The sequence below is a fragment of the Yoonia maritima genome (assembly GCF_003003285.1).
Lineage (GTDB): Bacteria > Pseudomonadota > Alphaproteobacteria > Rhodobacterales > Rhodobacteraceae > Yoonia > Yoonia maritima.
In genome coordinates this window covers 68624-92539 of the sequence record NZ_PVTP01000011.1, presented here as the reverse complement: position 1 = coordinate 92539, position 23916 = coordinate 68624, and the positions used below count along the sequence as shown (strand labels likewise).

The window sequence follows — 23916 nt, the reverse complement described above, 5'->3', positions numbered from 1 at the left end:
AGTGTTTCACGTGAAACATCATGACTTCGACGTAATTGTTATCGGTGGCGGACACGCGGGTGCAGAAGCAGCACATGCGGCCGCAAGAATGGGTGCGCGTACGGCGCTTATCACGCTGACAAAGCAGTCCATTGGGGTAATGTCCTGCAACCCTGCTATCGGTGGGCTTGGAAAAGGACACCTTGTTCGCGAAATCGATGCGCTTGATGGCGTTATGGCCCGTGTCGCTGACCGCGCAGGTATTCAATTTCGGCTGCTGAATCGAAGAAAAGGGCCAGCAGTACAAGGCCCACGCGCGCAAGCCGACCGTGAAATATATCGCACGACGATGCAGGCAGAGCTAGATCTAGTAGAGAACCTTAAAATCATTGAAGGTGAAGCAACAGATTTAATCATGGACGGTGATCGAGTTAGCGGCGTCGTAATGTCTGACGATAGTCGCATAACTGCGGCTAACGTAATCCTGACTACCGGTACTTTTCTACGGGGCGTTATTCACATCGGTGATGTGTCGCGACCTGGCGGTCGGATGGGGGATAAGCCCTCTGAAAAAATGGCCGAACGGTTGGATAGTTTTCAACTCCCGCTTGGTCGCCTTAAAACGGGAACGCCGCCACGGTTAGACGGACGTACGATTCGCTGGGATTTGCTAGAGGCACAGCCAACAGACGAAGACCCAACAATGTTTTCGTTCATGTCAAAGGGCGTTTTCGCGCGACAAATTGATTGTGGTATTACACACACCAATGAAAAGACGCATGAGATTATTCGCGCTAACCTAGATCGGTCTGCGATGTACGGCGGGCATATCGATGGTGTTGGTCCGCGCTATTGCCCATCAATCGAAGATAAAGTCGTCCGGTTCGCCGATAAAACGTCGCATCAGATATTTCTTGAGCCGGAAGGGATAAACGATCATACTGTTTACCCAAACGGGATCTCAACATCACTGCCTGAAGACGTTCAAGAAGCATACGTACATTCGATCTATGGTCTTGAAAACACTACAATTCTTCAGCCTGGGTATGCTATTGAATATGACTATGTTGATCCGCGTTCGCTTAAGCCAACGCTGGAACTACGTGATGTCCAAGGTCTGTATTTAGCTGGCCAAATCAACGGAACAACAGGTTATGAAGAGGCGGCGGCCCAAGGGTTAGTTGCTGGATTAAACGCAGCTGCGCAGGCCGGCGGTCGCGACCCGATAACCTTTAGTCGTCGGCAGTCCTATATTGGGGTCATGATTGACGACCTTATTACGCGCGGTGTGTCTGAACCCTATCGGATGTTCACATCACGGGCAGAGTTTCGTTTGTCCTTGCGCGCGGATAATGCCGATCAACGTTTAACCGCTTTTGGCCATTCGCTGGGTTGCGTCGGCGACGCACGCTGGGATTCTTTTTCAGAAAAGATGGAAAAGATTCAGAAAGCTCAGGATATGTTGTCTAATGTTTCCCTTTCTGCGCGCGAGATAGCAGGGCAGGGAGTAAAGTTGAATGCGGACGGTCCGCGGCGCTCTGCTCTTGATGCGTTGGCCCTGACCGATTTTGATTTCATGCATCTAGAGGCGCTTGTGCCGGAAACTGGTGCGATTGAACCAGCTGTTAAGGATCAAATCAAGAAAGACGCCTTGTATGCACACTATGTGGCGCGGCAAGAACGAGATATAGCAGCCTTAGAACGCGACGAGAAGCAGGCTATTCCCGAAGACTTGGATTATTCTCTGGTTAAAGGGCTTTCTAACGAGCTTGCCAGCAAGTTGAAAGCAGCACGCCCTGTTAGCATTGCGCAAGCGGGGCGCATCGAAGGCATGACACCGGCAGCACTTATGTTGATCGTAAGCGTGATTAAGCGAACCCAACAAGCAAAGACAGGAAGTTAAGTAATGAGCGTCGATGTTGGTGGGGTTAATGTTTCACGTGAAACATTTTATGATCTACAGAAGTTCGAAGACTTGGTTCGTAAGTGGACACCTAAAATAAACTTGATCTCTCCTGCCTCAATCCCTGAATTATGGGACCGACATATTGTCGATTCAGCACAAATTTACCGATATTCGCCAGAATCATATGAAAAATGGGTGGATATCGGAAGCGGCGGGGGCTTTCCCGGTATCGTAATGGCCATCATTGCGAAGGCTCAGCAGCCAGATGCGTCATTTATCCTCATCGAAAGTGACCAACGTAAGGCTACATTCCTGCGAACAGCCGCGCGAGAATTGGGTCTTCGCGTTACCGTGCTTGCCGAACGAATTGAAAATTCTGACTCGCAAGAGGCAGATGTTGTGTCAGCACGGGCGCTTAGTACCCTATCTACGTTGCTGCCATTGATTGAAAGGCACATAAATCCAAATGGTAAGGCCATTCTTCACAAAGGTAAAAAGGCTGGGGAAGAAATCGCCGATGCGCATAAGAACTGGCGCTTTGACCTTGAAGAGTTCTCGAGTTTAACCGATCTTGGGGGTCAAATTCTTATCGTAAAAGGGATATCCCGTGTCGGCTAATGACTGCAAAATTATCGCTATTGCGAACCAGAAGGGCGGCGTCGGAAAGACGACCACGACAATCAACCTAGGTGCTGCTCTGGCTGAGCAGCGAAAAAAGGTATTGTTGATCGACCTTGATCCGCAAGGAAACGCTTCAACTGGACTAGGTATAGAGCAAGATCAGCGTGATATAACAACATATGACCTTCTTTCGGGCGACGCGAGCTTAGAAGAAGCAGCGTTACCTACCTCTGTAAAGAATTTGTCGATCATCCCGGCGACAACTGATCTTAGTTCGGCCGACCTTGAGCTGATTGATAATGATAAACGCAGCTTTTTGCTGCGTTATGTGCTGCAGGAAGCGGATAAAGCTGTTTCTCAGTATGACTATATATTGATTGATTGCCCGCCATCGCTCAACATCTTGACAGTCAACGCAATGGTTGCTGCGCATTCGATCCTTGTACCACTACAAAGTGAGTTTTTTGCGCTAGAGGGCCTTTCGCAGCTTATTCTGACTGTCCGTGATGTTCGCCAAACTGCGAATCCGGATCTTTGGATCGAAGGAATCGTTCTTACGATGTATGATCGCCGCAACAACCTATCGATTCAGGTCGAAGATGACGCGCGAGAGAACATGGGCGATATGGTGTTTAAAACGGTGATTCCACGCAATGTTCGCCTAAGCGAGGCGCCATCTTTTGCGTTGCCTGTGATCGAATACGATAGCGCGTCGAAGGGTGCGACCGCATATCGGGCGCTAGCAAAAGAAGTCATTAACAAAGCTAAGAAAAAAAGGGCTTAGAGCATGGCAAGTAACGCAAAGAAATCTCGTGGTTTGGGCCGTGGTTTGTCGGCTTTGATGTCAGATGTAGCACCAGATGATACGGCGATCGATACCCCACGCCGTCCTGATTTGTTGGTTCCGGTTGAACATATTTTTCCGAACCCTGATCAACCGCGTCGTACCTTTGGTGAAGATGCGCTTAACGATTTGGCCGCTTCGATTGCTGAAAAGGGCATTATTCAGCCTTTGATCGTTCGTAAGTCTCCGAAAGACGCTGATACCTATGAAATTGTTGCCGGTGAGCGCCGCTGGCGTGCTGCTCAGATCGCTAAGCTGCACGAAATTCCTGTTCTTCTGCGTGAATACACCGACACCGAAGTTCTTGAAGTCGCAATTATCGAGAATATTCAGCGCGCAGACCTGAACGCCGTTGATGAAGCGGCTGGCTATCGTCAGCTTATGGACCGTTTCGGCCATACGCAGGAACAGCTCGCGACTGCCCTTGGTAAAAGCCGCAGCCATATCGCGAACTTCTTGCGTTTGTTGAATCTACCGGACGAAGTGTTGGACTATCTCGTTCAGGGCCAAATTTCTGCAGGTCACGCGCGTGCATTGGTTGGCCATGAGCGGGCAGTGGAAATTGCCCGCGAAGTTATCCACCGCAACCTTTCTGTTCGTGAAACCGAGAAACTTGCCAAGCAGGGGCCGATATTAAAGACAAAGCCCAAGTCCTCCGGAAAGTCTCAGAAGGACGCAGATACAGTTCAGATTGAAAAAGAACTGACAGCGACACTTCGGATGAAAGTCACAATTGATCATAAAGAAGGTGAAGACGGCGGTAAAATGACGATTGGTTATAAGTCGTTGGACGAATTGGACGATCTTTTGCGCGCATTGTCGGGCGGCTAAGCGCCCAACAACTCGCGTAATACTGCATTAAGAACAGGGCGGCCTTCTGGCGTTAGCAGAAGTCTGCCCTCGGCCACATCAACCATTCCTATTTCACGCAAATTATTGATTTTATTTTGAAACAATTCAGTATTGGCTGCAGAAACGCGATTCAGATCAACACCTTCGCGCAATCGCATGCCCATCAACAGCATTTCTGATTGCTGATCCTCAGCTGATAGGGCGGTACGTTCGGAATTGCCATTCCCCGTTCGATTGACCTGCGATAGCCAATTCATCGGTGCTGATGGTGCTTCGGTCGCGAAACGGTTTCCGTTTAAGGTTAGCCGACCGTGTGCACCGGGACCAATTCCCGCGTAGTCGCCATAGCTCCAATAGATCTTATTGTGGATGCTTTCGCACCCGGGCCGGGCGTGGTTGGAAACTTCGTAGCCTTCAAAATTTGCAGCACCGCAAACATCTTGGGTAAGGGCGTACATGTCAGCGGCAACATCATCATCCGGCAATCCGCGAAGTTTTCCGGCGGCATAACGGTCGCCAAACGCTGTGCCCTCTTCGATTGTCAGTTGATACAATGACAGGTGATCAATCGCCAATCCCAATGCTTGTTTCAATTCGTCACGCCAATCCGTCAAAGTTTGCCCCTGACGAGCATAAATGAGGTCAAAACTGACCCGATCGAACGTCTCTCTGGCCGTGCTGAAGGCCGTCAGAGCCTCCTGAGCGGTGTGAAGGCGACCTAGGGCACGCAGATCTTTGTCATTTAGGGCCTGAATTCCCATCGAAACGCGGTTAACGCCGGCCTGACGGTATCCGACAAAGCGTCCAGCCTCGACTGAAGTTGGGTTCGCCTCGAGCGTAATTTCAATATCGTTGGCCATGGACCAGGTCGCGCGCACCTTTGTCAGGATCGCGTCAACCAAATCTGGGTCCATCATGCTAGGTGTGCCGCCACCAAAAAAAACGGAACGCAAGATGCGTCCTTGGGTGTCGGCGCCGACGCGTTCGATTTCGCTTAGGTATGCAGTTTGCCAAGCTTGCTGATCAATCTTGGAAACGACATGACTGTTGAAATCACAATATGGGCATTTAGCCTGACAGAACGGCCAATGGATATATAGGCCAAAGCCCCCGTGTTCCCAATCCTCAGGCAAAGCAACCTGCGACGAGTTTTTGGAAAGCATCAGCCCGGTGGCTGATCTTGTTTTTCTCTTGGCTGTCCATTTCACCAAACGTGATGTCATAACCGTCAGGTTGGAAAATGGGGTCGTACCCGTGACCCTGATCGCCACGCATAGGCCAAACTACCTGTCCTGGCATTACCCCTGGAAAGACCTCATCATGGCCATCTGGCCAGGCTAAAACAAGCGTACAGCAAAACCGCGCGGTACGTGGATATGGGGCAGAAACAGACTCTAACTCTGCCCAACTCCGCTCCATTGCCATTTTGAAATCGCGCCCATTGGGTGTTTCGGCCCAGTCCGCAGTATATACACCGGGGGCTCCATTCAGCCCGTCAATTTCGATCCCACTGTCATCGGCAAGCGCCGGAAGGCCGGTCGCCTTTGCAGCGGCATGTGCTTTGATGCGCGCGTTACCAACAAAAGTTGTTTCGGTTTCTTCAGGCTCTGGCAGACCGTGGTCATCGTTTGACGTCAAAGTCACGCCAAACGGCGAGAGAAGCTCGACCATTTCGGCGAGCTTACCTTTGTTGTGGGTCGCGATGACCAGTTCTTTGCCGTCAAACTTACGCATTAGCTTACCGCCGCCAGTTGTGCTGCTGTTAGTTCAGCGACACCTTTTTCTGCAAGATCCAAAAGAGCGTCCATTTGTGCACGCGAATATGTCGATCCTTCGGCAGACATTTGTACTTCGACCAGCTTACCGGCGGTCATAACAAAGTTACCGTCAACACCTGCTTCGCTGTCTTCTGGGTAATCCAGATCAAGAACTTCTTGGCCTGCGTAAATACCGCAAGAAATCGCAGCGACTGGATCGACAAGCGGATCAGAAATGACATCGCCAGCTTTCATCAGTTTTTGAACTGCCAATTTCAGTGCAACCCAACCACCGGTGATTGATGCACAGCGAGTGCCACCGTCAGCTTGGATAACGTCGCAATCAATGACAATTTGGCGTTCGCCTAATGCAACACGATCAACACCTGCACGTAGTGAACGACCGATAAGCCGTTGAATTTCTTGGGTACGGCCAGACTGACCGTTCTTGGATTCACGACGCATCCGTGTGTTTGTTGCACGTGGCAGCATACCATATTCGGCAGTCACCCAGCCAAGGCCAGAGTTTTTCAAAAATGGGGGAACGCGTTCATCGATTGTTGCTGTGCACAAGACGTGAGTGTTACCGCACTTGATAAGGCAGGACCCTTCCGCATGCATGGTCACATCGGTTTCAATGGAAACTTCACGCATTTCGTTCGTTTGACGGCCTGATGGGCGCATGGGGTCACTCCTTTTGATTGTAACGCTCAGATACGCTGCCCACATATGAAATCCAACCCCGATTGACGCCCGGGCATACTTCGTTTTAATTGCCCAGCCTTTATCCGAGAATGAAATGACTGATCAGACGCCTAATATTTCAGATATGAACGATCGTTCGCGCGAAGTGTTCCGTCGTGTCGTCGAAGGATACCTAGAAAGTGGTTCGCCGGTTGGGTCCCGAACACTGACGCGCGATTTTTCGGAACAAGTCAGTGCGGCGACTATCCGAAATGTGATGCAGGATTTGGAATACCTTGGATTGCTGGATAGCCCCCACGTCAGTGCAGGGCGTATTCCAACGCAGCTGGGACTGCGCATGTTCGTGGATGGGTTGCTAGAGGTCGGTGATTTAGATGGCAAAGATCGCCAAACCATTGATCGTACCCTTGGTGATAATGACAGGGATGTTGCGTCTGTCTTGGATCAGGTGGGGCAGGCGCTGTCTGGTGTGACCCAAGGTGCGAGCCTTGTTCTGACGCCAAAACACGAAGCACCTATTAAACACATTGATTTCGTGAGCCTTTCGCGAGAACGCGCACTTGTTGTTTTGGTGTTCGCTGATGGTCACGTCGAAAATCGCATCTTTACGCCGCCCGCAGGACAAACGCCGTCATCAATGCGCGAGGCTGCAAATTTTCTGAATGCAATTGCCGAAGGGCACACGCTTTCCGAACTGGGCAAAGTCATCTCTCGTGAGATTGCAGCGCGTCGGCAAGAGATCGACAGCCTTGCCGCTGATCTTGTCGAAAATGGCTATGCGCTGTGGGAAAACGAAGGTGAATCTACGGAACGGCTGATCGTACGTGGCCGCGGAAATTTGCTGACTGATGGTGAAAATGAAATTGATCTTGCGCGTATCCGTACGCTGTTTGATGACCTTGAACGCAAGCGCGATATAGCACAATTTCTTGATCTTGCCGAAGATGGCGACGGTGTGCGCATTTTTATTGGGTCTGAGAACAAATTGTTCTCACTTTCGGGTTCCTCTCTGGTCGTTTCTCCTTATATGAACGCCGACCGTAAGATAATTGGCGCCGTGGGCGTCATCGGGCCGACACGTCTAAACTATGGGCGGATCGTTCCAATCGTGAACTACACTGCACAGCTGGTGGGCAAGCTTATTGCCGACCGCTCCTAAAGGAAGAAACTGATGGCTGACAACGAAGAGCAACTGCAAAGCCTTGATGAACTCGCTGCTGAAGGCGATGAAATGGATTTCGCTGCAGAAGCTGGTTTTGAAGAAATAGAAGCATTGCGTGCAGAGCGGGATGAACTAAAAGACAAGTTCATGCGTGCCTTGGCTGATGCGGAGAATATGCGCAAACGGTCCGATCGTGACCGCCGCGAGGCCGAGAATTACGGTGGCTCGAAACTCGCACGTGATATGCTGCCGGTTTACGACAACATGCGCCGCGCGCTTCAGTCAGTAGAAGAATCTGATAAAGAAACGAATGCTGCGTTGCTTGAAGGTGTTGAACTGACAATGCGTGAATTGATCAGCGTATTTAAGAAACACGGCATCGACCCGATCGTTCCCGAAGTTGGTGATAAGTTCGATCCGAAAGTTCACCAAGCGATGTTTGAAGCCCTAGTGCCCGGCACTAAAGCAGGAGAAATTATTCAGGTCGCTGCAGAGGGTTTCATGCTTCATGACCGTCTACTGCGCGCTGCCCAAGTCGGCGTGTCCTCTACGCCAGCATGATACAAAATATGATAAAAGCAGGGCTGTTGGTCCTGCTTTTTTCTTCTGTGCAGACACATGCGCAAAATTACCGGCCGGATCAGGACTTATATGTCAATGATTAAGCCAACCCGCTTAGCCCAGAGCAGGATTGTCTAGAACGCTTGGCGATCTTCAAGATACTATGGGTATCGAGCGGTAGCTAGTGATCTATGTTTCGCGTGAAGCAGCCGGAATGCAGGTCACGACGATCAGTCCCAACAGCACTAAAACCGCGCCGATCACGCTTTGCATTGTTGCTGTTTCCCCAACGAAAAATGTTGCAAGTAGCCATGCTGTCACTGGCTCTGCCAGCGCGAGGGTAACAGCAGTAGATGCCGCGATATGCATTAAGCCCCAAGTGTAAAACGCATATGCTAGCCCGGTTGCGACAAACCCTAGAAACAACATTCCAACCCATGCACTTGGATCAGATAACCAACCTAAAGGGACGAAGAATAATGCAGGTAACGTAATTATCGCTGCGATACTGAAGGTCGCAGCAGCGATGGTGGTCGTAGGTGCGCGTTGTGTCATACGGCTTGTTGCAAGCGAATAACAAGCATAACAAGCGCCAGCACTTAGCGCGAGGATGATCCCAAAGACGGACCCTTCAGAAGTCGTCCCCGCGAGGCCAAGCATACCAACACCGATGATTGAAAGACATTGTCCTGTGGCGCGAATTTTTCCGGGTAACTTTCGTCCGACAAGAATTTCCCAAAGAGTTGTCCACAATGGTGCGCTGCCAATGGTAACCGCTGTTCCAATTCCAACGCCAGACAGCGAAACGGCATAGAAAAATAGAAGGTTGTAACCGCCGATCGCAATTCCGGCGATGATAACCTCTGCGGGAGGCAGCAAGTGGAACGCTTTGCGGCTTTCGCCATTTGCAAATGCCAAACCCAACAGGAATAATGCACCAAAGGCCAATCGCAATGCACCCACAGCAACTGGTTCGCGGTCGCCCGGCAATAAGGTTTGAACTGTCCCGGTGGTTCCCCACAGGCAGGCTGCTAACAAAACAGCGCCCACACTTGCAAACCGGGCGCTGTTCATCAGATCAAATCACGCAGTTCGTAAATCAGCGAAAGCGCCTCTTTCGGGGTAAGCTCATCCGGCAGGATGCTTTTTAACCGAGTTTCGACCTCAGAATCCTTTGGTTTTTGCGGGCTAGGTGCAGGTGTCGCAGAAAACAGTGGTAAATCGTCGATGATGGCCTTTTGGGCACTCCCGCCTTCGCGTTCGCCTTTTTCCAACGCCTCTAACACGACCTTGGCGCGTTCGACCACGACGGGGGGCAGGCCGGCAAGGCGCGCGACCTGTACCCCATAGCTGCGGTCCGCAGTCCCGCGTTTGACTTCGTGAAGGAAAATCACGTCGCCTTCCCATTCTTTGACAGTCACCGTGGCGTTTTCCACACCATCAAGCTTGTTCGATAGCGCCGACATTTCGTGGTAGTGCGTGGCGAACAGGGCGCGACAACGGTTTACGTCATGCAGGTGTTCTAGGGTCGCCCACGCGATGGACAAGCCATCATAGGTTGCCGTTCCGCGGCCGATTTCATCCAAGATGACCAGTGCACGGTCGTCTGCTTGGTTTAGGATCGCGGCAGTTTCTACCATTTCGACCATAAACGTTGATCGGCCACGGGCCAGATCGTCAGATGCACCAACGCGGCTGAATATTTGGCTAACGATGCCAATATGCGCCTTACCAGCCGGAACATAGCCACCCATCTGCGCCAAGATTGCCAGCAACGCGTTTTGGCGTAGGAACGTCGATTTACCGGCCATGTTCGGACCAGTTAGCAGCCAAATAGGCGCGTCAGTCAGACCGCAATCGTTGGCAATGAATGGCTCACCAGCCTTTTGAAGTGCGGCCTCGACCACAGGGTGGCGGCCACCAGTTATTTCAAACGCACGACTGTCGTCCACCAACGGACGGGTCCAATTTTCAGCCACAGACAAATGCGCAAGCGACGTCGCCAAATCGAATTCTGCAAGCGCCCGCGCCAATGCACCTAGTTGTCCAGAGAGCGCCACAATTGACTGAGTTAGGCTAGAATAGAGCCTTTTTTCGATCTCAAGCGCCCGACCGCCAGCATTCAGAATACGTGTTTCGATCTCGGACAGTTCAACGGTCGTAAAGCGTACCTGATTTGCGGTCGTCTGGCGGTGAATGAAGGTTTCATTCAATGGCGCGGCCATCATCTTGTCTGCGTGGGTTGCCGTTGTTTCGATGAAATAGCCCAGCACGTTGTTGTGCTTGATCTTAAGCGAGGGAATACCTGAAAGTTCGATGAACTCGGCTTGCATTGCTGCGATAACTGAACGGCCTTCGTCGCGCAGTTTGCGTACTTCATCCAGTTCTTCGTCATAACCCGGTGCGATAAACCCGCCATCGCGGGATAACAGTGGGGGTTCAGCGACCAGCGCATCATCGAGAAGCGCGAGCAGTTCATCATGCCCGGTTAAATCTTTTGCTGCATCAGCCAAAAGCGATGGCAGATCACCGGTGACGCATTCCGCAAGTGCTTGGGCTTGACCGAGCGTGTTTCGAATGGCTGCCATATCGCGTGGGCCGCCACGGTCCAGCGCCAAACGCGAAAGCGCGCGATCAAGGTCATGAACGCCACGCAGCTGATCACGGATATCTTCGGTCAGTCGCGTGTTGTTTACCAGATGCTCAACACAGTCCTGACGCGCATGAATGACGGGCAGGGTGCACGATGGCGATGATAACCGCCGTTCCAGCATCCGTGCACCACCAGCAGTGATGGTGCGGTCAATGCAATGCAAAAGCGACCCTTGCTTGCCACCATTCATCGCGTGGGTCAGTTCCAGTGAACGGCGGGTCGCAGCGTCGATTTGCATTGCTGCGGACTGGCCTTCCTGAACGGGGGGGCGCAGCAGGGGCAAGTTACCTTTTTGCGTGATATCAAGGTATTCGGCCACGGCAGACATCGCTGAAATCTCGACCCGCGAAAAGCCACCAAAGGCATCTAGCGACCCGACTTTGTATAGGGCGCACAGACGCTTTTCACCTGCCGTGCTGTCAAAGGCAGCAGCACCCAAAGTTGTCAGGGTCGCGCCGTTATCAGACACTATTCCAGCCCAATCCGCCTCTGATCCGTCTGCGACGATCACCTCGCGCGGGGTCAGACGGGCAAGTTCGGGCCCCAAATTCACACCGCTACATGGCATCACATGAAACGCGCCGGTTGAAATATCGACCCATGCAAGGGCGGCCTCATCACGGATCACGGCATATGCAGCAAGGAAGTTGTGGCGACGGGCATCAAGCAGGGAATCTTCGGTCAACGTACCGGGGGTCACAAGGCGCACGACCTCGCGTTTGACCACGGATTTGTATCCACGCTTTTTCGCCTCGGCGGGGCTTTCCATTTGTTCGCAGACTGCGACGCGAAACCCCTTGCGGATTAGCGTCAGAAAATATCCTTCGGCTGCATGGTGGGGTACACCGCACATGGGGATATCTTGATCATCGTGCTTGCCACGCTTTGTTAACGCGATGTCCAATGCTTCGGCTGCTGCAATGGCGTCGTCAAAAAACATCTCATAGAAATCACCCATACGGTAAAACAGCAGCGCATCCGGGTACGCCGCTTTGATTTCTAGAAACTGTGCCATCATTGGCGTGACTGTGGATTTCTTGGTGCTCATTTATGCCCCCGCATCATCTGGCAGACATTATCGGGGCAATGTTAGCGACGAAACCCCGAAATGAACCCGTTGCAGCTACAATCGGTAAACCGTTATGACTGTCGAACCAACGAGGGGGACGATAATGGCCAAAACGAAGATGACCCGCGAAGACGCGCTGCAATTCCACATGCAGCCAAACCCGGGCAAATGGGAAATTCAGGCAACCGTGCCGATGACGACGCAGCGCGATCTTTCGCTGGCATATTCCCCCGGTGTCGCCATCCCATGCGAGGAAATCGCCGCTGATCCTTCGACTGCGTATGACTATACAAACAAGGGCAATTTGGTTGCCGTGATTTCAAACGGTACTGCTGTTTTGGGCCTTGGTAACCTTGGCGCACTGGGTAGTAAGCCAGTGATGGAAGGTAAATCGGTTCTGTTTAAACGGTTCGCCGATGTGAACTCGATCGACATCGAGCTTGATACCGAAGACCCCGATGCGTTTTGCAATGCGGTGCGCCTGATGGGGCCGACGTTTGGTGGGATTAACCTTGAAGATATCAAAGCGCCTGAATGTTTTATCATTGAACAGCGCCTCAAAGAGGAAATGGATATCCCCGTTTTCCACGATGATCAGCACGGGACGGCGGTGATTTGCGCGGCAGGTCTTTTGAACGCGCTGCATTTGTCGGGCAAAAAGATCGAAGACGTTAAAATCGTGCTGAACGGGGCAGGTGCCGCTGGGATCGCATGTCTTGAGTTGCTCAAGGCAATGGGTGCACAGCACGATAACTGCATCATGTGCGATACCAAAGGCGTGATTTATCAGGGCCGGACTGAAGGGATGAACCAGTGGAAGTCGGCACATGCCGCAAACACTGATGCCCGTAGCCTAGATGACGCGATGAAGGGCTGTGATGTGTTTCTTGGGGTTAGCGCCAAGGGCGCCGTTACCCAAGATATGGTCGCGAGTATGGCACCAAACCCCGTCATTTTCGCGATGGCGAACCCTGATCCAGAAATCACACCAGAAGACGCGCATGCCGTCCGCGAAGATGCCATCGTTGCGACAGGCCGTTCGGATTACCCGAACCAAGTGAACAACGTCCTTGGATTTCCTTATCTGTTCCGTGGTGCGCTAGATATTCATGCGCGTGCGATCAATGATGAAATGAAAATCGCCTGCGCCGAAGCGCTTGCTGCACTCGCCCGCGAAGACGTTCCTGACGAAGTGGCAATGGCATATGGCAAAAAGCTGACTTTTGGTCGCGACTACATCATTCCAACTCCCTTCGATCCACGTTTGATCCATCGTATTCCAACCGCAGTGGCACGTGCAGGTATGCGCACGGGTGTCGCGCGGCGTCCGATTGTCGATATGGATGCTTACGAGGCCACCTTGATGGGCCGGATGGATCCGACAGCTTCGATCTTGCGCAGCCTGAACGCACGTGCGCGGTCAAACCAGTCAACTGTGGTATTTGCCGAAGGTGATGATCCACGCGTTTTGCGGGCCGCTGTGCTGTATCAGCGCTCCGGGCTTGGTAAAGCACTGGTTGTTGGCCGTGCAAGCGACGTCGCAGAAAAGCTGACCGCCGAAGGGTTGGGCGACGCAGTGGCTGAACTGACCGTAGTAAACGCAGCGAACACCGAACATCTTGAAACTTACAAAGAATTCTTGAACCATCGCCTTCAGCGTAAAGGGTTTGATAGGCAAGATATCCACCGTTTGGCGGCGCGTGACCGACATGTGTTCGCATCTTTGATGGTTGCTCATGGGCATGCCGACGGGATGATCACGGGCGCGACGCGGAAATCTGCGCATGTGCTTGAACTGATCAATCACGTTTTTGACGCACAGCCGCATGATGGGGCAGTTGGCGTTACGGCAGTGCTGCATAAAGGACGGATCGTCCTAATCACGGATACATTGGTTCACGAATGGCCAGACGAGCAAGACTTGGGCGATATCGCAGAGCGCGGTGCATCCGTTGCCCGCGACCTTGGCCTTGATCCACGTGTGGCTTTCGTTTCGTTTTCGACTTTTGGCTATCCTGTTTCGGAACGAGCCGAAAAAATGCATGTGGCGGCAAGCGTTCTTGACGGTCGCAATGTTGACTTTGAATACGAAGGCGAGATGACGGTTGACGTAGCGTTGAATGTCCAAGCGCAAGAAAACTATCCGTTTTCACGACTAACAGGTCCCGCTAACGTGTTGGTTGTACCGGCGCGACACTCGGCGTCGATTTCTGTTAAGCTGATGCAAGAGATGGCTGGCGCAACGGTAATCGGACCGATCTTGTCAGGTGTCGGTAAGCCTGTTCAAATCTGCTCGACAGTGTCGACGGTAAACGACATCTTGAACATGGCAGTTATCGCGGCATGTAGGATCGATTAATGGCAATTTGGAATCTTGGCTCAATCAACGTAGATATCGTTTTCTCGGTTCCGCATATTTTGGAGCCGGGCGAGACGCTTTCTTCCACGGGCCGAGAGATCTTTTTGGGCGGCAAAGGGGCCAACATGTCGGTCGCCGCCGCCCGTGCTGCCGCGCGTGTAAACCATATTGGTGCCGTCGGAAAAGATGGTGAATGGGCGGCAGATCGATTGCTTGAATATGGTGTGGATACACGAAATATCGCTGTGTTAGACACTGATACTGCTCAGGCAATCATTATGGTCGATCCGCATGGCGAAAACGCAATCGTGCTTCATCCTGGCGCGAACGTGGAAATTCCGCAGACGGTTTTACAGACGGCCATGGCCGAGGCACAAACTGGTGATTGGTTGGTTCTTCAGAACGAAACAAACCTACAACGCACCGCAGCAAGCATGGGTAAGCAGATGGGCCTGAACGTCGCCTATGCTGCTGCTCCCTTTGATCCGGATCGCGTGATGGCGGTTTTGCCTTATCTTGATTTTCTGATCCTGAACGCTGTCGAGGCCGAGCAACTGCGCGAGGCAACCGGTCAGTCGCCCGACGACCTGCCCGTGCGTGATGTCATCGTGACATTGGGTGCAGATGGCGCAGACTGGTATGGTACAAGCGGCAAGCAGCATTTTGACGCGATAAAGGTTGAACCCGTGGATACGACCGGGGCTGGCGACACGTTCACTGGTTATGTGCTTGCTGGGCTTGATCGTGGAATGACGATGGAACAATCAATTGAGCAGGCGACCAAAGCAAGCGCGCTAATGGTCACCCGTCACGGCACGGCTGACGTAATCCCGGATCTTTCCGAGGTTCTTGCTTTCCAGTCCTAGTGCACAAACGGCGCAGCATCGCCCCATAGCTCTGACACACGTTGATCACGCCCGCAGGCATCGCGGTAAAACGCATATGCTTCGCTTTGGCGTTTTGGTCCGCGTCGGGTCAAAACAATTGAGCTACCTTTGTAATAATCTTGGTGGACGGCTTCTGCCTCGTAGAACCGGGCAGCTTGCAGAATTGGGGTAACAATTCGTTGTTCCAAATCGCGTTGGGCAGCAGCCTTGGCAGCCTCAGCTGATGCATTTTGGGCAGCGTTAGACACGAAAATTGCCGTGCGATAGCTTTCACCCCGGTCGCAGAATTGACCGCCCGCATCAGTTGGGTCGACTGATCGAAAAAACAAATGCAGCAACTGATCATAGCTGACAACGTCCGCGTCATACGTGATTTGGACCGCCTCATAGTGCCCTGAACCTTTGATGGTTTCATAGGTCGGGTTTGCGGTCGTCCCGCCGGTATAGCCGGACACCGCGCCGATCACGCCGTTGATCTTTTCAAAGTCGCTTTCGACGCACCAAAAACAGCCCCCAGCTACAGTGGCGGTTTGAATATCTTCTGCGGCAACCACTTGCGCGGTTGGTGCAATTAAAACGGCGGCAATCATTGCTCTGAACATGGGCGTCTCCTCTTTGCTCTATCCTCTTTTGTTGGCGGTTTTGGCGCAATGCACGGCGACGTGATCTCACGCGGTGTTTATCGCTTGGAACATTTGGCGGCCTGTCCTAGCGTCCAAACAAAGGAGCCCGCTATGACCGAAGTGACCACCCACCAAGCCGAAGAAGATGCCCGGAATGAAGACATCCTAATCTATCTGAATGGGCAAATCGTGCCCAAGGCGCAGGCCACGGTTAGCGTATACGATAGTGGTTTCATGTTGGGCGACGGTGTGTGGGAAGGGCTACGTCTGTATGATGGAAAATGGGCGTTTCTAGACGAGCATATGGACCGCTTGTTTGAAGCCGCAAAAGCGGTTGATCTAGATATCGGTTTGGACAGAAAAGGCGTCATTTCAGCCTTGTTAGAGACACAAAATGCGAATGGCATGACCACAGACGCCCACGCACGTCTGATGATCACACGCGGCACTAAGATACGGCCATTTCAGCATCCAAGCCTGTCGCAATCGGGCCCTACGTTCGTGATAATCATGGAGCATTCAAAGCCTAAGATCCCGCGTCCGATCACGCTTTCTACGGTTCCACATTTGCGCGGTCTGCCCATGACCCAAGACCCCAAGCTGAACAGCCATTCCAAACTGAATTGCATCCTCGCTTGCATCGCCGCGCAAAAGGCCGGCGCAGACGAGGCGCTGATGCTCGACTTGAATGGTTTTGTGAATACGACGAATGCTTGTAACTTTTTCATTGTAAAAAAAGGCGCTGTTTGGACAAGCACAGGGGATTATTGCATGAACGGCATCACCCGACAAAAGGTGATAGACCTATGTCGCGCGAACGATATCCCCGTATTTGAACGCAATTTTAGTCTGGTCGATACCTACTCCGCCGACGAGGCGTTTTTGACGGGGACGTTCGGTGCACAAACCCCAGTCAGCAGCATTGATGGTCGTACCATTGGTACGGGTGAACTTGGCCCAATGACGATGCGCTTGCGCGAGCTTTACAAGGAATTGGTGGATCGATCATGAGAATAGCAATGTGGTCTGGCCCTCGAAATCTTTCGACGGCGATGATGTATAGCTTCGGAAACCGCGCGGACTTTGCCATTTGGGATGAACCATTCTATGCGCCCTATCTGGCAGCGACTGGTTTGGATCATCCGATGCGCGACGAAATCTTGGCAGCGCATGAGGTCAATCCAGCAAAGGTTGCCACGCGTTGCATAGACTCTATTCCAGCTCAAAAGGCACATTTTTATATGAAGCACATGCCGCATCATATGATTTATGGCATGCCTTTGGATTGGGCGAATGAATGTGTGAACGTACATCTGATCCGGCATCCCGCGCGGGTAATTGCGTCGTATGGCGTAAAGCGCCAAGAAATGACTTTCAACGATATTGGGTACGCGCAGCAGGCAGCCTTGTTCGACAAAATTGGCGGACATGTCATCGATAGCGCCGACATCCGTACGAACCCGGAAAAGATGTTGCGCAAGCTGTGCGAAGCAATTGACCTGCCATTTGAACCCGCAATGCTGAAATGGAAAGCGGGGCCACGCGCCGAAGATGGCGTATGGGCGGCGCATTGGTACAACGCTGTGCATCAAAGTACGGGGTTTGCTGGGGCCGAAGGGCCGCTACCAGAACTAGAGGGTGAGGCGGCTGAATTATGCGCGCAAGCCCTACCGTATTACGAAAGGCTTGCGGCGCGAAAGCTATGACTTCAGCAGCTCGCCTAGTTTCATCGCGATACGCGCATCGCCTGAGACCTTGAGCTTGCCGGTCATCACGCCAGTCATTGGGTTCAGCTTGCCTTTGACAAGTTTCGCCATGTTGGGCAGCGTGATTTTGATCGTGCAATCAGCCGCGCGATCAGTGTTGTTAGCTGTTTTGTCTTCGAGAACAACAACACCGTCGTCCCCGCAGTCAAATTTTAGGCTGCCCTTTAGAGGCGCATGATCGACCCCGCGTTGCAGCAGGGCCGTGATTTCATCAAGCGTCATTTTGTGCGGCGATCCCGCGCAGCAAGCAGTTTCAAACGCAACGCGTTCAGCTGGATAAAGCCTTGGGCGTCAGTTTGGTCATATGCGCCTGCATCTTCTTCAAAGGTCACGTGGGCCTCTGAATACAGGGAATGATCAGACCAGCGCGCAACGGTTGTCGCAGAGCCTTTGTACAGTTTCACGCGAACGGTACCGCTGACGTGCTCTTGGGATTTGTCGATCAGGGCTTGCAGCATTTCACGCTCTGGTGAGAACCAGAAGCCGTTGTAGATCAGCTCTGCGTAGCGGGGCATGATGCTGTCCTTGAGGTGACCAGCGCCGGAATCCAACGTGATCTGTTCGATCCCGCGGTGTGCTTCTAACAGGACAGTGCCGCCAGGCGTTTCATAGATGCCGCGTGACTTCATACCAACGAAACGGTTTTCAACGAGGTCAAGGCGACCGACACCGTGCTTGCCACCAAGTTCGTTCAACTTGGTCAGGATAGTCGCAGGCGACATTGCTTCGCCATTGATCGCAACGGCATCACCTTTTTCAAAAGTGATTTCGACCATTTCTGGTGTATCGGGCGCGTCTTCTGGGTTCACTGTGCGCTGATAGACGTATTCTGGTGCTTCTTCGGCCGGATCTTCCAGCACTTTGCCTTCGGAAGATGTGTGCAGCAGGTTTGCATCAACACTGAACGGTGCTTCGCCGCGTTTGTCTTTGGCAACAGGGATTTGGTTCTTTTCAGCGAACTCAAGCAGTTTGGTCCGGCTGGACAGATCCCATTCGCGCCAAGGTGCAATCACTTGGATATCTGGGTTCAGCGCGTAAGCCGCCAGTTCGAAACGAACCTGATCGTTGCCCTTACCTGTCGCGCCGTGGGCAACCGCGTCTGCACCTTCGGCAGCGGCGATTTCAACCAAACGCTTGGAAATCAGTGGGCGAGCGATGGATGTACCCAGCAGGTAAACGCCTTCGTAAACGGCGTTTGCACGGAACATCGGGAACACAAAGTCACGAACGAACTCTTCGCGCAGATCTTCGATGTAGATGGCGCTTGCGCCCATCATTTCAGCCTTAGCGCGGGCTGGTTCCAGCTCTTCGCCTTGGCCAAGATCAGCAGTAAAGGTAACAACCTCGCACCCGTATTCCGTCTGAAGCCACTTCAGAATGATCGATGTATCGAGGCCACCGGAATAGGCGAGAACAACTTTTTTAGGGGCAGTCATACGAGGGGCCTTTATGTCAGATGTAATTAGCTTCGCGCGATAACGGTTTTCCGCCGATAGAGCAAGGATTGCACCGTTGACGCATGCTTTGCCGCATGTAACGAAGTCCCCATTCGCCAAAAAAGGGAATTTATTGATGGCTTTTCAGATAATACGGCATGCGTTTGCTATGATTTTCGGCAATTTGGGGCAGGCACTTCGGGTGTCGGTTGGGCCCTATCTGATGTTAATCCTCGTAATAGTTGCCGCTGGCGCTGCGTTGGTAGGGAATAATGGTCAGCTGCTTCGTGTGATGACAGGTGAAGTGCCACCAGAGCATTTTATCGGGCAAGGCGGAGGTGGCATTCTTCTGTTCGCATTGGTCGTGTTGGTGTTTATCGTATTTGTGGCCGCGTGGGTGGCCGTATCATGGCATCGGTTTATCTTGCTTGAAGAATACAGCGGCATGCTTCCTGCTGTGTCTGGCCGTCCAATCTGGCCATATGTGGGACGCAGCCTTCTTTATGGTTTTTTGATTGCACTAGTCGCTTTCGCTGTCGGCATGATATCATCCTTATTCATGATCCCGTTTGCAGCTGCTGGTGGGGATGCTGTGTTTGTTGCAGGCGTAATCATTGGGGTCGTTCTGGTTGCTGTCGTATCTTATGTTTGGTTTCGGATTGGGGTGGCGTTGCCAGCAGTCGCAGTAGGAAAGCCAATCAGTATGGGGGATGCATGGCGTGCCACGGCAGAAATGAGCAGCACGATTTTCGGTATCGTCTTTATCATTGCCTTTGCCAGCGCGATTGCGGGTGTCGCAACACAAGGTCTATACGGACTTAGCCCAATCCTTGGCATGGTTGTGGACATCTTTGTTCAATGGGTGACCTTGATGGTCGGCGTCAGCGTTCTGACAACGCTATATGGCCACCTGATCGAAGGCCGTCCGCTAATCGATTAACCCAGCGATAAACGCGGCGTCGCCATCGTTTGCGATTTCTTGAACGGCGTCGCGTGGGTTCATCCACACGGCTTCATGGCCTGCCTCTGATGGGGGGCCATGTGGTCGCACGGGGCGGGCCAGATAGATATGGCAGATTTTTTCGGCGTTGATTCCGTATTCGGGCATATAAACGAACCGCCGGAAAACCCCTACCCGCATGGGTTTCGCAATGCGCCAGCCAGTTTCTTCGAATACTTCGCGGTGTAACGCCTGAATGGGGCTTTCTCCGGGGTCGATACCGCCACCGGGAAGTTGGAATTCATGGTGTGGCTCGCCTTGGTAAGTTAGCAGCAATTGTCCATCGCGCGGCAAAATCGCATAGGCTCCGGGGCGCAAAACATAGTTTTGACCCGGTTTTGGGCTATTTCCATAGCGTTTGATCATCACTTACCCCTTGGACCGTGGCTTGTCCTGACTATATAGGCGCGGTATGCCAATTCCTGACATGTAAGGAAACCCTATGAGCCTCAGCGCCAAAATCGCTTGGGACGATACCGTCCTGCCTTTTCAACTTGATGCATCCGACATCCGTGGACGGGTGGCGCGGCTTGATGGCGTGCTGGAACAAGTGCTTTCTCAGCATGACTATCCACCGATGATCGAAGGCATGGTCGCCGAAATGGCTTTGCTGACCGCGATGATCGGCCAATCGATGAAAACACGTTGGAAGCTGTCTTTGCAGGTACGTGGCGATGGCCCCGTTCGATTGATTGCGACTGATTATTATAGCCCAAGCGAAGACGGTGCGCCCGCAAGCGTCCGTGCCTATGCGTCGTACGATAAAGAAAACATAGATTTGAACGCCGACGCGTTTAGTCAAATAGGCAAAGGGTATTTTGCTATTTTGATCGACCAAGGTCAGGATATGACTCCCTATCAGGGTGTTACGCCAATTTCTGGTGCATCTTTGTCTGCCTGCGCTGAAACATATTTTGCGCAGTCCGAGCAGCTTCCAACACGGTTTTCCCTGACATTCGGTCAATCGCAAATACCGGGTGAAGGTACGCATTGGCGTGCAGGCGGCGTTATGTTGCAACATATGCCAAAGGCGTCTCCGTTCGCAAAAGGCGAAGGTGGATCGGGCGAAGACGGTCTGCTGGAAGCCACTGACATTTTGAACGATGACGAAACCGAAAATTGGACACGTGCCAATGCGCTGCTTGATACTGTTGAGGAAATTGAATTGATTGGCCCGTCAGTTACGCCGACTGATTTGTTGTTGCGTCTATTCCACGAAGAGCAACCGCGCGTTTTTGATGCGCAACCGGTTCAGTTTGGATGTACATGTTCTGATGATCGGGTTCGCCAAAGTCTTTCGATCTATTCTGCAAAAGACATTGGAACGATGACGACAGAAGAAGGCACAGTGACAGCTGATTGTCAGTTCTGTGGTGCGCACTATGTCTTTGATCCAGCGACACTGGGTTTTGAGGCTAAGGATGACGGTGCCTGATCTACGCACACGTATTCGCGATGCGCTGTCCATTTCGGGTGGCGCATCGTCTGATTTCGACCTGAATAAATCTATTAGACCAACAGGGTTAACCCAGACTCCCGCCGCTGTTTTAGTGGCCATTCATCCAGTGTTAGAGACTGTTATTCTTACAAAACGGTCTGCGCGGCTAAAGCACCATCCGGGTCAAATTGCGTTTCCGGGTGGTAAGCAAGACCCAACAGACGCTACCCTTACAGATGCCGCATTGCGCGAGGCACATGAGGAAATCGGGCTACCTTACGGCATTGTCGATGTTCTGGGTGCGCTACCGACGCATCAAACTGTGACGGGTTATGAGATGACACCGATTGTTGGCATGCTGACTGCAGACTACGATCCTATTCCCGAAGCAGGCGAAGTTAGCGAAGTGTTCGAAGTTCCGCTATCACATCTGGCCAATCCCGAAAACTATCGGATTGAAGGCCGTTATTGGTGTGGTCAAAGGCGAGAATACTATGCCGTTCCATATGGTCCATATTACATTTGGGGAGCAACGGCTCGCGTTTTACGTGGATTAGCAGAGCGTCTGTCATGACTGTAATTGATGCGCCTTGGTTAAATGACAAAGCGGCCCAACAAGTCTGTGGCTTGCTGACCGACGCTGGCTATCAGGCTTGGTTCGTGGGTGGCTGCGTGCGTAACGCGCTTTTGGGTGCGCCCGTCGCCGATTTGGACCTGTCGACAGACGCGCATCCGAATGTTGTAACGACCTTGGCCAAGGCTGCCGGGCTCAGCGTTATTCCAACCGGTATCGAGCATGGAACAGTCACTATTCTTGCTGAAAACGTCCCTTTTGAGGTGACAACCTTTCGCCGAGATGTCGCGACGGATGGACGTCGGGCAACCGTCGCTTTTGCTGACAATATGGTTGATGACGCTCGCCGTCGCGATTTCACGATGAACGCTCTGTATGTCGGCCCTGACGGTGTTGTCGCCGATCCACTAGGCGGTTTGCCTGACCTCCACGCCCGCCGGATCCGGTTTATCGAAGATGCCGATCAGCGGATCAGAGAGGATTACCTACGCATCTTGCGGTATTTCCGGTTCCACGCGTGGTATGGTGCAACGGATGAAGGACCCGACCCTGATGCGCTGGCGGCCTGCGCCGAAAATATTGAAGGTTTACAAACACTTTCAGCTGAACGGGTCACAAGCGAACTGTTGAAATTGTTGGCCGCACCTGACCCCGCGCCATCAGTCGCTTCAATGGCTTCGACGGGTGCGTTGGCGCAGGTGCTTCCCGGTGCGAATGCGGGGATGCTTGCCGTTTTGGTGCATGTCGAAGGGCAGGCCGGAATGTCGCCTGACCCAATCCGCCGATTGGCGATTTTGGGTGGTGAGACTGGCGGGCTGAGGTTGTCGAAAGATGAAAGCAAGCGGCTAAAACAGATGCGCAGCGATCTTGATCCCAGTGAACTTGGTTATTGGTTTGGCGCGCAGGCCGCGTTGGATAATTTGGCTGTTACGGCGGCAAGCCTTGGTCAAGAAATAGACTCTAACTTGGCCCAAAAAGCGAAGAATGGCGCGGCCCAAGTGTTCCCACTAAAGGCTGCTGATTTAATGCCAAAGCTCCAAGGTCCCGCCCTTGGCAAGGCGTTGAAAGACGCAGAGGCGCGGTGGATTGCATCGGGTTTTACACTGACAAAGGCTGACTTACTTGACTGACTTACTTCCGCTGTTTGGGTTTGTGTTCTTTGGTCTGTTTTCACCGGGCCCGAATGTCATTTTGCTGACAGCATCCGGCGCGCGCTTTGGGTTTCGGCGCACCGTTCCGCATATTTTGGGTGTGGCGCTGGGCGTTGGGATTACCGCTGGCGTTACAGGGTTCGGTATTGGCGCACTGCTAAAGGCGCACCCAACACTTGAGATCGTCCTAAAGATAGCCGCCAGTGGGTGGATTCTATGGATGGCCCTCAATCTATGGCGCGCTGATCCGGCGAAAAATCAAGGTGGGGATCGCCCGTTTACATTCCTTGAGGCTGTTTTGTTTCAATGGGTAAACCCAAAGGTTTGGGCAGTGGCACTGAGCGCGACCGCATATGTCGCTGGCGCATCGCCGACGGATCAAGCGGTGACGCTTGGCCTAACGTTTTCTGGTTTGAACCTTGGGGTTTGTTTGTTTTGGGCGACTGCGGGCAGTTTGCTTGCCTATCTTCTGACCAATCAGGCCGCTTGGCGCATATTTATGCGGATTATGGCTGTGGCATTGGTCGGTTTTTCGGTGCTGGTTTTCCTCTGATTGAAACCTTGCTATGTCTT

Annotated in this window: 24 protein-coding genes; 15 read left to right on the top strand and 9 right to left on the bottom strand. The window is 52.5% G+C overall.

Annotated features, from left to right (window positions below; all coding sequences use genetic code 11):
- The first annotated feature begins 10 nt into the window (after positions 1-10).
- The 4 genes from mnmG to CLV80_RS14780 are packed head-to-tail and all read left to right on the top strand — an operon-like array spanning position 11 to position 4181.
- Entirely contained in the window at positions 11-1882 is a 1872-nt protein-coding gene (gene mnmG / locus CLV80_RS14795) for a tRNA uridine-5-carboxymethylaminomethyl(34) synthesis enzyme MnmG (RefSeq protein WP_106358712.1), read from the top strand.
- Between the two features lie 3 nt (positions 1883-1885).
- Positions 1886-2503, top strand: coding sequence for a 16S rRNA (guanine(527)-N(7))-methyltransferase RsmG (rsmG, locus tag CLV80_RS14790; protein WP_106358711.1), 618 nt, complete (start codon positions 1886-1888; stop codon positions 2501-2503).
- Positions 2493-3290 carry a ParA family protein gene (locus CLV80_RS14785; protein WP_106358710.1) on the top strand — a complete coding sequence of 266 codons (798 nt, stop codon included), beginning with the start codon at positions 2493-2495 and terminating at the stop codon, positions 3288-3290. The genes rsmG and CLV80_RS14785 overlap by 11 nt, the downstream gene beginning before the upstream one ends.
- A 3-nt stretch (positions 3291-3293) precedes the next feature.
- On the top strand, positions 3294-4181 hold the full coding sequence (locus CLV80_RS14780) for a ParB/RepB/Spo0J family partition protein (RefSeq protein WP_106358709.1): 888 nt from the start codon (positions 3294-3296) through the stop codon (positions 4179-4181).
- On the opposite strand, the gene hemW is transcribed toward CLV80_RS14780, so the two are convergent.
- Genes hemW through rph form a run of 3 tightly spaced genes read right to left on the bottom strand, consistent with a single transcriptional unit; the run spans position 4178 to position 6643 of the window.
- Positions 4178-5365: a radical SAM family heme chaperone HemW gene (hemW, locus tag CLV80_RS14775; RefSeq protein ID WP_207766595.1), complete on the bottom strand. Its 1188-nt coding sequence runs from the start codon at positions 5363-5365 to the stop codon at positions 4178-4180. The genes CLV80_RS14780 and hemW overlap by 4 nt on opposite strands.
- Positions 5328-5936, bottom strand: a complete 609-nt coding sequence (rdgB, locus tag CLV80_RS14770; RefSeq protein WP_106358708.1) for an RdgB/HAM1 family non-canonical purine NTP pyrophosphatase — start codon at positions 5934-5936, stop codon at positions 5328-5330. The genes hemW and rdgB overlap by 38 nt, the downstream gene beginning before the upstream one ends.
- Positions 5936-6643, bottom strand: a complete 708-nt coding sequence (gene rph / locus CLV80_RS14765) for a ribonuclease PH (protein ID WP_106358707.1) — start codon at positions 6641-6643, stop codon at positions 5936-5938. The genes rdgB and rph overlap by 1 nt, the downstream gene beginning before the upstream one ends.
- 115 nt (positions 6644-6758) lie before the next feature.
- Here rph and hrcA point away from each other — a divergent pair, with 115 nt between their 5' ends.
- Both hrcA and CLV80_RS14755 read left to right on the top strand, forming a co-directional pair.
- Complete coding sequence (gene hrcA / locus CLV80_RS14760; protein WP_106358706.1) at positions 6759-7823, top strand: heat-inducible transcriptional repressor HrcA; 1065 nt, start codon at positions 6759-6761, stop codon at positions 7821-7823.
- Between the two features lie 12 nt (positions 7824-7835).
- Positions 7836-8387 carry a nucleotide exchange factor GrpE gene (locus tag CLV80_RS14755; protein ID WP_106358705.1) on the top strand — a complete coding sequence of 184 codons (552 nt, stop codon included), beginning with the start codon at positions 7836-7838 and terminating at the stop codon, positions 8385-8387.
- A gap of 189 nt (positions 8388-8576) precedes the next feature.
- On the opposite strand, the gene CLV80_RS14750 is transcribed toward CLV80_RS14755, so the two are convergent.
- Together CLV80_RS14750 and mutS are read right to left on the bottom strand one after the other, a co-directional pair.
- A complete protein-coding gene (locus CLV80_RS14750; protein ID WP_106358704.1) occupies positions 8577-9461 on the bottom strand; it encodes a DMT family transporter in 885 nt (294 codons plus the stop codon).
- Positions 9461-12088 carry a DNA mismatch repair protein MutS gene (gene mutS, locus CLV80_RS14745; protein WP_106358703.1) on the bottom strand — a complete coding sequence of 876 codons (2628 nt, stop codon included), beginning with the start codon at positions 12086-12088 and terminating at the stop codon, positions 9461-9463. Before mutS ends, CLV80_RS14750 begins: the two co-directional genes overlap by 1 nt.
- Positions 12089-12212: 124 nt before the next feature.
- On the opposite strand from mutS, the gene CLV80_RS14740 reads away from it, so the two are divergent.
- On the top strand, positions 12213-14468 hold the full coding sequence (locus CLV80_RS14740; RefSeq protein ID WP_106358702.1) for an NADP-dependent malic enzyme: 2256 nt from the start codon (positions 12213-12215) through the stop codon (positions 14466-14468).
- Positions 14468-15334 (top strand): ribokinase, encoded by an 867-nt coding sequence (locus CLV80_RS14735; protein WP_106358701.1) that lies wholly within the window; start codon positions 14468-14470, stop codon positions 15332-15334. Before CLV80_RS14740 ends, CLV80_RS14735 begins: the two co-directional genes overlap by 1 nt.
- Here the strand turns inward: CLV80_RS14735 and msrA are convergent.
- A complete protein-coding gene (gene msrA / locus CLV80_RS14730; RefSeq protein WP_106358700.1) occupies positions 15331-15957 on the bottom strand; it encodes a peptide-methionine (S)-S-oxide reductase MsrA in 627 nt (208 codons plus the stop codon). The genes CLV80_RS14735 and msrA overlap by 4 nt on opposite strands.
- A gap of 132 nt (positions 15958-16089) precedes the next feature.
- Between msrA and CLV80_RS14725 the strand changes: the two genes are divergently transcribed.
- A complete protein-coding gene (locus CLV80_RS14725) occupies positions 16090-16989 on the top strand; it encodes a D-amino acid aminotransferase (protein ID WP_106358699.1) in 900 nt (299 codons plus the stop codon).
- Positions 16986-17684 (top strand): sulfotransferase-like domain-containing protein, encoded by a 699-nt coding sequence (locus CLV80_RS14720; RefSeq protein WP_106358698.1) that lies wholly within the window; start codon positions 16986-16988, stop codon positions 17682-17684. Before CLV80_RS14725 ends, CLV80_RS14720 begins: the two co-directional genes overlap by 4 nt.
- Here the strand turns inward: CLV80_RS14720 and CLV80_RS14715 are convergent.
- Positions 17679-17966: an SCP2 sterol-binding domain-containing protein gene (locus tag CLV80_RS14715; protein WP_106358697.1), complete on the bottom strand. Its 288-nt coding sequence runs from the start codon at positions 17964-17966 to the stop codon at positions 17679-17681. The two genes, CLV80_RS14720 and CLV80_RS14715, sit on opposite strands and share 6 nt — an antisense overlap.
- Complete coding sequence (locus CLV80_RS14710; protein WP_106358696.1) at positions 17963-19180, bottom strand: argininosuccinate synthase; 1218 nt, start codon at positions 19178-19180, stop codon at positions 17963-17965. Before CLV80_RS14710 ends, CLV80_RS14715 begins: the two co-directional genes overlap by 4 nt.
- 136 nt (positions 19181-19316) lie before the next feature.
- Here CLV80_RS14710 and CLV80_RS14705 point away from each other — a divergent pair, with 136 nt between their 5' ends.
- Positions 19317-20120 (top strand): hypothetical protein, encoded by an 804-nt coding sequence (locus CLV80_RS14705; RefSeq protein WP_106358695.1) that lies wholly within the window; start codon positions 19317-19319, stop codon positions 20118-20120.
- Here the strand turns inward: CLV80_RS14705 and CLV80_RS14700 are convergent.
- Positions 20109-20546, bottom strand: coding sequence for an NUDIX hydrolase (locus tag CLV80_RS14700; RefSeq protein ID WP_106358694.1), 438 nt, complete (start codon positions 20544-20546; stop codon positions 20109-20111). The two genes, CLV80_RS14705 and CLV80_RS14700, sit on opposite strands and share 12 nt — an antisense overlap.
- Positions 20547-20622: 76 nt before the next feature.
- Here CLV80_RS14700 and hslO point away from each other — a divergent pair, with 76 nt between their 5' ends.
- From hslO to CLV80_RS14680, 4 genes are read left to right on the top strand one after another with little or no spacing between them, the layout of a single operon-like run.
- Positions 20623-21615, top strand: a complete 993-nt coding sequence (gene hslO, locus CLV80_RS14695) for an Hsp33 family molecular chaperone HslO (RefSeq protein ID WP_106358693.1) — start codon at positions 20623-20625, stop codon at positions 21613-21615.
- Positions 21608-22192 (top strand): CoA pyrophosphatase, encoded by a 585-nt coding sequence (locus tag CLV80_RS14690; RefSeq protein ID WP_106358762.1) that lies wholly within the window; start codon positions 21608-21610, stop codon positions 22190-22192. Before hslO ends, CLV80_RS14690 begins: the two co-directional genes overlap by 8 nt.
- Entirely contained in the window at positions 22189-23322 is a 1134-nt protein-coding gene (locus tag CLV80_RS14685; RefSeq protein WP_106358692.1) for a CCA tRNA nucleotidyltransferase, read from the top strand. The genes CLV80_RS14690 and CLV80_RS14685 overlap by 4 nt, the downstream gene beginning before the upstream one ends.
- A complete protein-coding gene (locus CLV80_RS14680; RefSeq protein WP_106358691.1) occupies positions 23315-23896 on the top strand; it encodes a LysE family translocator in 582 nt (193 codons plus the stop codon). Before CLV80_RS14685 ends, CLV80_RS14680 begins: the two co-directional genes overlap by 8 nt.
- Positions 23897-23916: the final 20 nt, after the last annotated feature.

Excerpts from the sequence above, each read along its gene's own strand:
- CLV80_RS14755 (WP_106358705.1), top strand. The coding sequence starts at position 7,836 with ATGGCTGACAACGAAGAGCAACTGCAAAGCCTTGATGAACTCGCTGCT.
- CLV80_RS14750 (WP_106358704.1), bottom strand. The coding sequence starts at position 9,461 with ATGAACAGCGCCCGGTTTGCAAGTGTGGGCGCTGTTTTGTTAGCAGCC.
- CLV80_RS14720 (WP_106358698.1), top strand. The coding sequence starts at position 16,986 with ATGAGAATAGCAATGTGGTCTGGCCCTCGAAATCTTTCGACGGCGATG.
- hemW (WP_207766595.1), bottom strand. The coding sequence starts at position 5,365 with ATGCTTTCCAAAAACTCGTCGCAGGTTGCTTTGCCTGAGGATTGGGAA.
- CLV80_RS14685 (WP_106358692.1), top strand. The coding sequence starts at position 22,189 with ATGACTGTAATTGATGCGCCTTGGTTAAATGACAAAGCGGCCCAACAA.
- CLV80_RS14715 (WP_106358697.1), bottom strand. The coding sequence starts at position 17,966 with ATGACGCTTGATGAAATCACGGCCCTGCTGCAACGCGGGGTCGATCAT.
- CLV80_RS14735 (WP_106358701.1), top strand. The coding sequence starts at position 14,468 with ATGGCAATTTGGAATCTTGGCTCAATCAACGTAGATATCGTTTTCTCG.
- mutS (WP_106358703.1), bottom strand. The coding sequence starts at position 12,088 with ATGAGCACCAAGAAATCCACAGTCACGCCAATGATGGCACAGTTTCTA.
- hrcA (WP_106358706.1), top strand. The coding sequence starts at position 6,759 with ATGACTGATCAGACGCCTAATATTTCAGATATGAACGATCGTTCGCGC.
- rdgB (WP_106358708.1), bottom strand. The coding sequence starts at position 5,936 with ATGCGTAAGTTTGACGGCAAAGAACTGGTCATCGCGACCCACAACAAA.
- CLV80_RS14780 (WP_106358709.1), top strand. The coding sequence starts at position 3,294 with ATGGCAAGTAACGCAAAGAAATCTCGTGGTTTGGGCCGTGGTTTGTCG.
- CLV80_RS14725 (WP_106358699.1), top strand. The coding sequence starts at position 16,090 with ATGACCGAAGTGACCACCCACCAAGCCGAAGAAGATGCCCGGAATGAA.
- rsmG (WP_106358711.1), top strand. The coding sequence starts at position 1,886 with ATGAGCGTCGATGTTGGTGGGGTTAATGTTTCACGTGAAACATTTTAT.
- msrA (WP_106358700.1), bottom strand. The coding sequence starts at position 15,957 with ATGTTCAGAGCAATGATTGCCGCCGTTTTAATTGCACCAACCGCGCAA.
- hslO (WP_106358693.1), top strand. The coding sequence starts at position 20,623 with ATGAGCCTCAGCGCCAAAATCGCTTGGGACGATACCGTCCTGCCTTTT.
- CLV80_RS14710 (WP_106358696.1), bottom strand. The coding sequence starts at position 19,180 with ATGACTGCCCCTAAAAAAGTTGTTCTCGCCTATTCCGGTGGCCTCGAT.
- CLV80_RS14705 (WP_106358695.1), top strand. The coding sequence starts at position 19,317 with ATGGCTTTTCAGATAATACGGCATGCGTTTGCTATGATTTTCGGCAAT.
- CLV80_RS14700 (WP_106358694.1), bottom strand. The coding sequence starts at position 20,546 with ATGATCAAACGCTATGGAAATAGCCCAAAACCGGGTCAAAACTATGTT.
- rph (WP_106358707.1), bottom strand. The coding sequence starts at position 6,643 with ATGCGCCCATCAGGCCGTCAAACGAACGAAATGCGTGAAGTTTCCATT.
- CLV80_RS14740 (WP_106358702.1), top strand. The coding sequence starts at position 12,213 with ATGGCCAAAACGAAGATGACCCGCGAAGACGCGCTGCAATTCCACATG.